Origin of the sequence: Amycolatopsis sp. NPDC059657, from assembly GCF_042734395.1 — a bacterium.
Taxonomy (GTDB): domain Bacteria; phylum Actinomycetota; class Actinomycetes; order Mycobacteriales; family Pseudonocardiaceae; genus Amycolatopsis.
On the sequence record NZ_JBHWEB010000243.1, the window covers coordinates 1 to 4,921 of the forward strand.

7 protein-coding genes are annotated in these 4,921 nt (G+C 67.6%); 4 read left to right on the top strand and 3 right to left on the bottom strand.

Annotated features, from left to right (window positions below):
• Positions 1-157 precede the first annotated feature (157 nt).
• Entirely contained in the window at positions 158-730 is a 573-nt protein-coding gene (locus ACFV15_RS47775; protein ID WP_378360131.1) for a TetR/AcrR family transcriptional regulator, read from the bottom strand.
• 66 nt (positions 731-796) lie between these two features.
• On the opposite strand from ACFV15_RS47775, the gene ACFV15_RS47780 reads away from it, so the two are divergent.
• Together ACFV15_RS47780 and ACFV15_RS47785 are read left to right on the top strand one after the other, a co-directional pair.
• On the top strand, positions 797-1,702 hold the full coding sequence (locus tag ACFV15_RS47780) for an aldose 1-epimerase family protein (protein WP_378360132.1): 906 nt from the start codon (positions 797-799) through the stop codon (positions 1,700-1,702).
• Between the two features lie 39 nt (positions 1,703-1,741).
• The gene (locus tag ACFV15_RS47785; protein WP_378360133.1) at positions 1,742-2,206 is read left to right on the top strand and encodes a GNAT family N-acetyltransferase; all 465 of its coding nucleotides are present in this window, start codon (positions 1,742-1,744) and stop codon (positions 2,204-2,206) included.
• Here ACFV15_RS47785 and ACFV15_RS47790 read toward each other — a convergent pair whose 3' ends face one another.
• Complete coding sequence (locus ACFV15_RS47790; RefSeq protein WP_378360135.1) at positions 2,207-2,707, bottom strand: hypothetical protein; 501 nt, start codon at positions 2,705-2,707, stop codon at positions 2,207-2,209.
• A gap of 74 nt (positions 2,708-2,781) precedes the next feature.
• Between ACFV15_RS47790 and ACFV15_RS47795 the strand changes: the two genes are divergently transcribed.
• Both ACFV15_RS47795 and ACFV15_RS47800 read left to right on the top strand, forming a co-directional pair.
• The gene (locus tag ACFV15_RS47795) at positions 2,782-3,996 is read left to right on the top strand and encodes an amidohydrolase (RefSeq protein ID WP_378360137.1); all 1,215 of its coding nucleotides are present in this window, start codon (positions 2,782-2,784) and stop codon (positions 3,994-3,996) included.
• Between the two features lie 104 nt (positions 3,997-4,100).
• A complete protein-coding gene (locus tag ACFV15_RS47800) occupies positions 4,101-4,304 on the top strand; it encodes a hypothetical protein (RefSeq protein WP_378360139.1) in 204 nt (67 codons plus the stop codon).
• Here the strand turns inward: ACFV15_RS47800 and ACFV15_RS47805 are convergent.
• A complete protein-coding gene (locus tag ACFV15_RS47805) occupies positions 4,275-4,505 on the bottom strand; it encodes a hypothetical protein (RefSeq protein WP_378360140.1) in 231 nt (76 codons plus the stop codon). The genes ACFV15_RS47800 and ACFV15_RS47805 overlap by 30 nt on opposite strands.
• Positions 4,506-4,921 lie beyond the last annotated feature (416 nt).

Sequence of the window (4,921 nt, forward strand, 5' to 3'; positions counted from 1 at the left end):
AGGCGACCGACATAGGCCGTCACCCCGGCTTCCGCCTAGTTCCTACCACAAGCCCCTTCCAAGGGCCCGCACGGAAGAGGGTGCACTAGTGACCGGCCGTCGACGAGCTTGCCGCCGAGCGGGCGCATGGTCCCGCAATCGAGGTGGTGGACGCGCATCAGGGCAACTCCCTTTCGATGGTGGCGCGCAGGTGTTCCTGCACCGCGCGCAAGGGGGCGACGTCGTGCCTGGTCCGCGCGAGCAGCAGCGCGCCTTCGACCGAAGCGAGCACGATGGTCGCCAGTTCGCCGGCCTTCTCGGCCGAAAAGCCTTGTGAGACAAAGTATTGGGACAAGCCGTCGAGCCAGGACGCGTACCCGTCGGCGCAGGCCTGCCTGACCGGCTCGCTCGACGCGTCCATCGCGACTGTCGCGAGTGGACAGCCGCGTTGGAAGTCCGACGCGACCTGGACTTCGATCAAGCCGTCGATGACCGCGCTGACCGCGGCGGCCGCGTCCGGCGCGGTGGCGACGATCCGCGTGATCATGTCGCGGAAAGTGCCACCGGACAGCCGAAGCGCCTCGGCCGCGAGCTGCTCTTTGCCGCCGGGGAAATGGAAGTAGAGCGAACCCTTGGGCGCACCGCCCGCCGCGACGAGCTGATTGAGGCCGGTGGCGTGATAGCCCTGGGTGTGGAAGAGCTCGGCGGCGGTTTCGAGCATGCGCTGCCGGGTGTCGGTGCGGCGGACCATGAGACGACCGTAGCTCAAACTATGACGACCGGTCTAGTAATTCTCAAAGCCGGTAAGTTGTCGCGCATGCCGAACCCCACCGGACAGCAGTTCGAGATCACCCGAGGCAACGCGCGGGCCGTCGTCACCGAAATCGGCGCCGGACTGCGCCTGTTCGAAGTCGGCGGGGTGCCCTATGTCGAGGAGTTCGCCGCCGACGAGGAACCGCCCAAGGGCGCGGGTCAGGTGCTCCTGCCCTGGCCGAACCGCACCAAGGGCGGCCAGTGGGTCTACCAGGGTGAGAAGCAGCAGCTCGAGATCACCGAGAAGGCGCGCGGCAACGCGATCCACGGCCTCACCCGGCACAAGGAGTGGGAGCTGCTCGAGCACGCCGAATCATCGATCACGCTGTGCGTCGACATCGACGGCGAGCCCGGCTGGCCGGTGCCGCTGCGTGCCGTCACCACCTACGAACTCGCGCCGCGCGAGCTGACCATCACGCACGAGATCCGCAACGAGGGCGACTCGCCGATCGGCGTCGGCCTCGGCACCCACCCGTACTTCCGCATCGGCGACGCGCCGACCGACGAGCTCACGCTGACGCTGCCCGCGACCCGCGTCCGGCCGTACCTGGGTGACGAGCAGATGCCGTACGACACCGAACGCGACGTCGAGGGGACCGAGTACGACTTCCGCGGCGGCCAGGTGCTCGCCGGCGTCGACCTCGACACCGCGTTCGGCGGGCTCACCACCGGCGAGGACGGCCGTCATCACCATGTGCTCACCCACGGCGACAGCACGCTCGACGTCTGGGCGGGCCCCGACTTCAAGTGGGTCCAGGTGTTCACGCCCGCCGAGCTGGTCGGGCGGGGGCGCGCCGTCGCGATCGAGCCGATGACCTGCCCGGCCGACGCGCTCAACACCGGCACCGACCTGATCGAGCTGGAGCCGGGAACCTCCTGGTCAGGCAGCTGGGGCATCCGGCTCGGCTGAATTCGGGCGACAGCGGAAGACACCCCGGATTAGCCTCGGATGATGGAACCGGTGAGGCTCGGCCCGCAGGACGCGGGCGAGATTCTTACGCTGCAGCGTGCGGCGTATGTGACTGAAGCACGGGCGCATCGGACGTTCGACCTGCCGCCTCTCGTGGAGACGCTGGCGGAGACCAGGGACGCGCTCGGCGATCCACTGTGTCTCGCCTGGGGCTACCGCGAAGAGGCCAGGCTGGTCGCGAGCGTGCGTGTCCGTGTGGTCGGGAACGTGGGCGAGGTCGGCCGTCTGGTCGTCGCCCCCGACCGGCAAGGGAACGGCTACGGCAGTTCGCTGCTGCTGGCCGCCGAAGCGCGGCTGCCTCGCGGGGTGACGGTCTTCCGGCTGTTCACCGGCGAGTTCAGCCATGGCCCGTTACGGCTCTACAAACGCTTGGGCTATCACGAAACCCATCGTTCGCCGGAGTTCGACTATCAGCTCGTGCATTTCGAGAAGGAGATCGCCTGACTAGTACCTGGTCAGGTCCGCGGCGAGGGCCGCCGCGGCGAAGGGATCGAGCGGGACGCGCGCCAAGGGCGGCCCGCCCGACCAGAACCGGGACGTGCTCGTCGCCGCGGTGAGAGAGCCGTTCAACGCCTTGTCAGGCCAGTAAACCTCGACGGTGACCGAGTCCGGGGTCTCGACGATCACCACGTCCTTGTCGTTGACCTTGGCGGTCCGGCAAGGCCGCGGCCGCGCGCATCCCGGGTCACCCTGGCCCAGCGCGCCGCGCCGGATCTCGACCATCCCGTGCCGGTCGCCGTCGGTGATCAGCACCGCCGCGTGGTCGGTGCCGCCGATCCGCGCGGAGGCCCTCTCGGTGGCCTGGGTGCCGCGTTCATGCAACGCGCCGAGCAGCTCGGCGGCGAGCTCACCCGAACCGCGGGACTCCGGCTCTGCCGGTGTCAAGCGGCTGAACGCGTCGGCCGTGCAGCCCGACAACGCGAGCAAAGCCACCAAAGCAGTCATCGATTTCTTCCCCATGGCCACAAGACGCTTCGGCGGCGCCCGCGTTGTGCGGATCTCGGTTAGCGTGTCTCACCATGGCTGAAGCGATTGTGGGGGGCTACGTGGTCCCCGTCGACGGTGACCCGATCGACGGCGGCACGGTGCTCATCGAGGACGGCAAGATCATCGCGGTCGGCACCGCGTCCGACGTGGACATCCCGGACGACGCCGAGCTCATCGACGTGTCCGGCTGCTGGGTGCTGCCTGGATTCATCGACGCGCACGCGCACCTCGGCGTGCACGAGGAAGGCGAAGGCTGGTCCGGCAACGACACCAACGAGATGACCGACCCGATCGGCGCCCGGTTCCGCGCGCTCGACGGCATCGACCCGTACGAGGTCGGTTTCGACGACGCGCTCGCGGGCGGGATCACCAGCGTCGTCATCAAGCCGGGGTCGGGCAACCCGGTCGGCGGCCAGACGATCGGCGTGAAAACCTGGGGCCGCAGCATGTTCGACGTGGTCTTCAGAGAGCACGTCAGCGTCAAGAGCGCGCTCGGCGAGAACCCGAAGCGTGTGTACGGCGACAAGAACCAGACCCCGTCGACACGGCTCGGCGTCGCCGCGGTGATCCGCGAGGCGTTCACCAAGGCCCGCAACTACGCCGCCCAGCGCGAGCACGCGCGCTCGGAAGGCAAGCCGTTCGACGTCGACCTCACGCACGAGACACTCGCGAAGGTGCTCGACGGCGAGCTGTACTGGGACCAGCACGTCCACCGCGCGGACGACATGGTCACCGCGATCAGGCTGGCCGAGGAGTTCGGCTACAAACTGGTGATCAACCATGGCACCGAAGGACATCTGATCGCCGACCTGCTCGCCGAGCGCGGCGTGCCGGTGATCCTCGGGCCGCTGTTCACCACCCGCGCGAAGGTCGAGCTGCGCAACCGGAACATGCGCTCGGCCGGGATCCTCGCGCGCGCGGGCGTGAAGCTGGCGATCACCACCGATCACCCGGTGGTGCCGATCAACTTCCTTGTGTACCAAGCGGCTTTGGCGGTGAAGGACGGCCTCGACCCGGACACGGCACTGCGTTCGATCACCATTAACCCGGCGGAAATGCTCGGCCTGGACGATCAGGTGGGCGCCTTGAAACCGGGCCTGGACGCGGATATCGCCATCTGGTCCGGCGACCCGCTGGACGTCATGAACCGCGCGATGCGGGTGTTCGTGCGCGGCCGCGAGGTCTACACCTTCAACGAGGCCAAGGGTGAAGGTGTTGTGGCCGAACGCCGGTATCGGGAGTCCTGATTTAAGCCAGGCGTGAGATCCTTGCAGGCTGATCCGGCCCGGACGTAGTTTCCCGGAAGCCCGCCACGGAGCGGGCTTCCGCGGGGCTCGAAGGGGGGTATCACATGCTCAAGAAGACTCTGCTCGGCCCTGCGGCCGCCGCGCTTTTCATGCTGGGCGCCGCGAATCCGGCGCACGTCGTCCGCGGAACGGTCGACCTGTTCGACAACGCGAACTTCGACTGGAGCGCCGGTGGGCCGTCGGCAGCACTCACGACCTGCGGGCGTCGAGGTCGATCTTCAGCGGGAATGGCGCTTCGAACCCGGTGAAACGATCTCGACGATGATGACCACGTCGCCGGCCTTGAGCATGCTGTCTTCGTCGTCAGCTGTGGTGACCGCTTCCCGGCCAACGACAATGAGGTCCGAGCGCCTGGAAAACCCAGGCTCGTCCGAAGGCGCGAGTTCGAGATCGGCGTCGATGTCTTGGATAGCCATGAGATGCGGCGGAAGCTGCGGCAGGCTTTGCACGTCGCGCTTCCCAGCGCGATGTGGTGTCTCGGCCGAGGGCTTGGCGACATCAAAAGGCGACCTTCCGCAAGCTCCGAAAAGCCGGAATCGGTTTCGCCGCGCGCCGAGTACTCCTCGATCGTCAGCAGATGATCCGGCATGGTCAGCCACGGACGCTGCTGCGGTTCGGGAAGGGCCGTCACTACGCCTCCTCACGCCACCAGCATCGTCGCATGATCCGAAGCTCTCGCAGACCATGATACATAAGGACTAGGCCACTTCGTGACTTTGGGGTCGTGAGTGTTGCGGGCGGTTATTGCGGGGAAAGCCGAATGTGGCTGGCTGGTGAGGGACTCCTTCACCACGTCCGGCGGGGCGCCCGCAAGCCTCGGGCGGGCTTGAGGTGAGGGGGCCGTTGGGTGCGTAGTACGCACCCC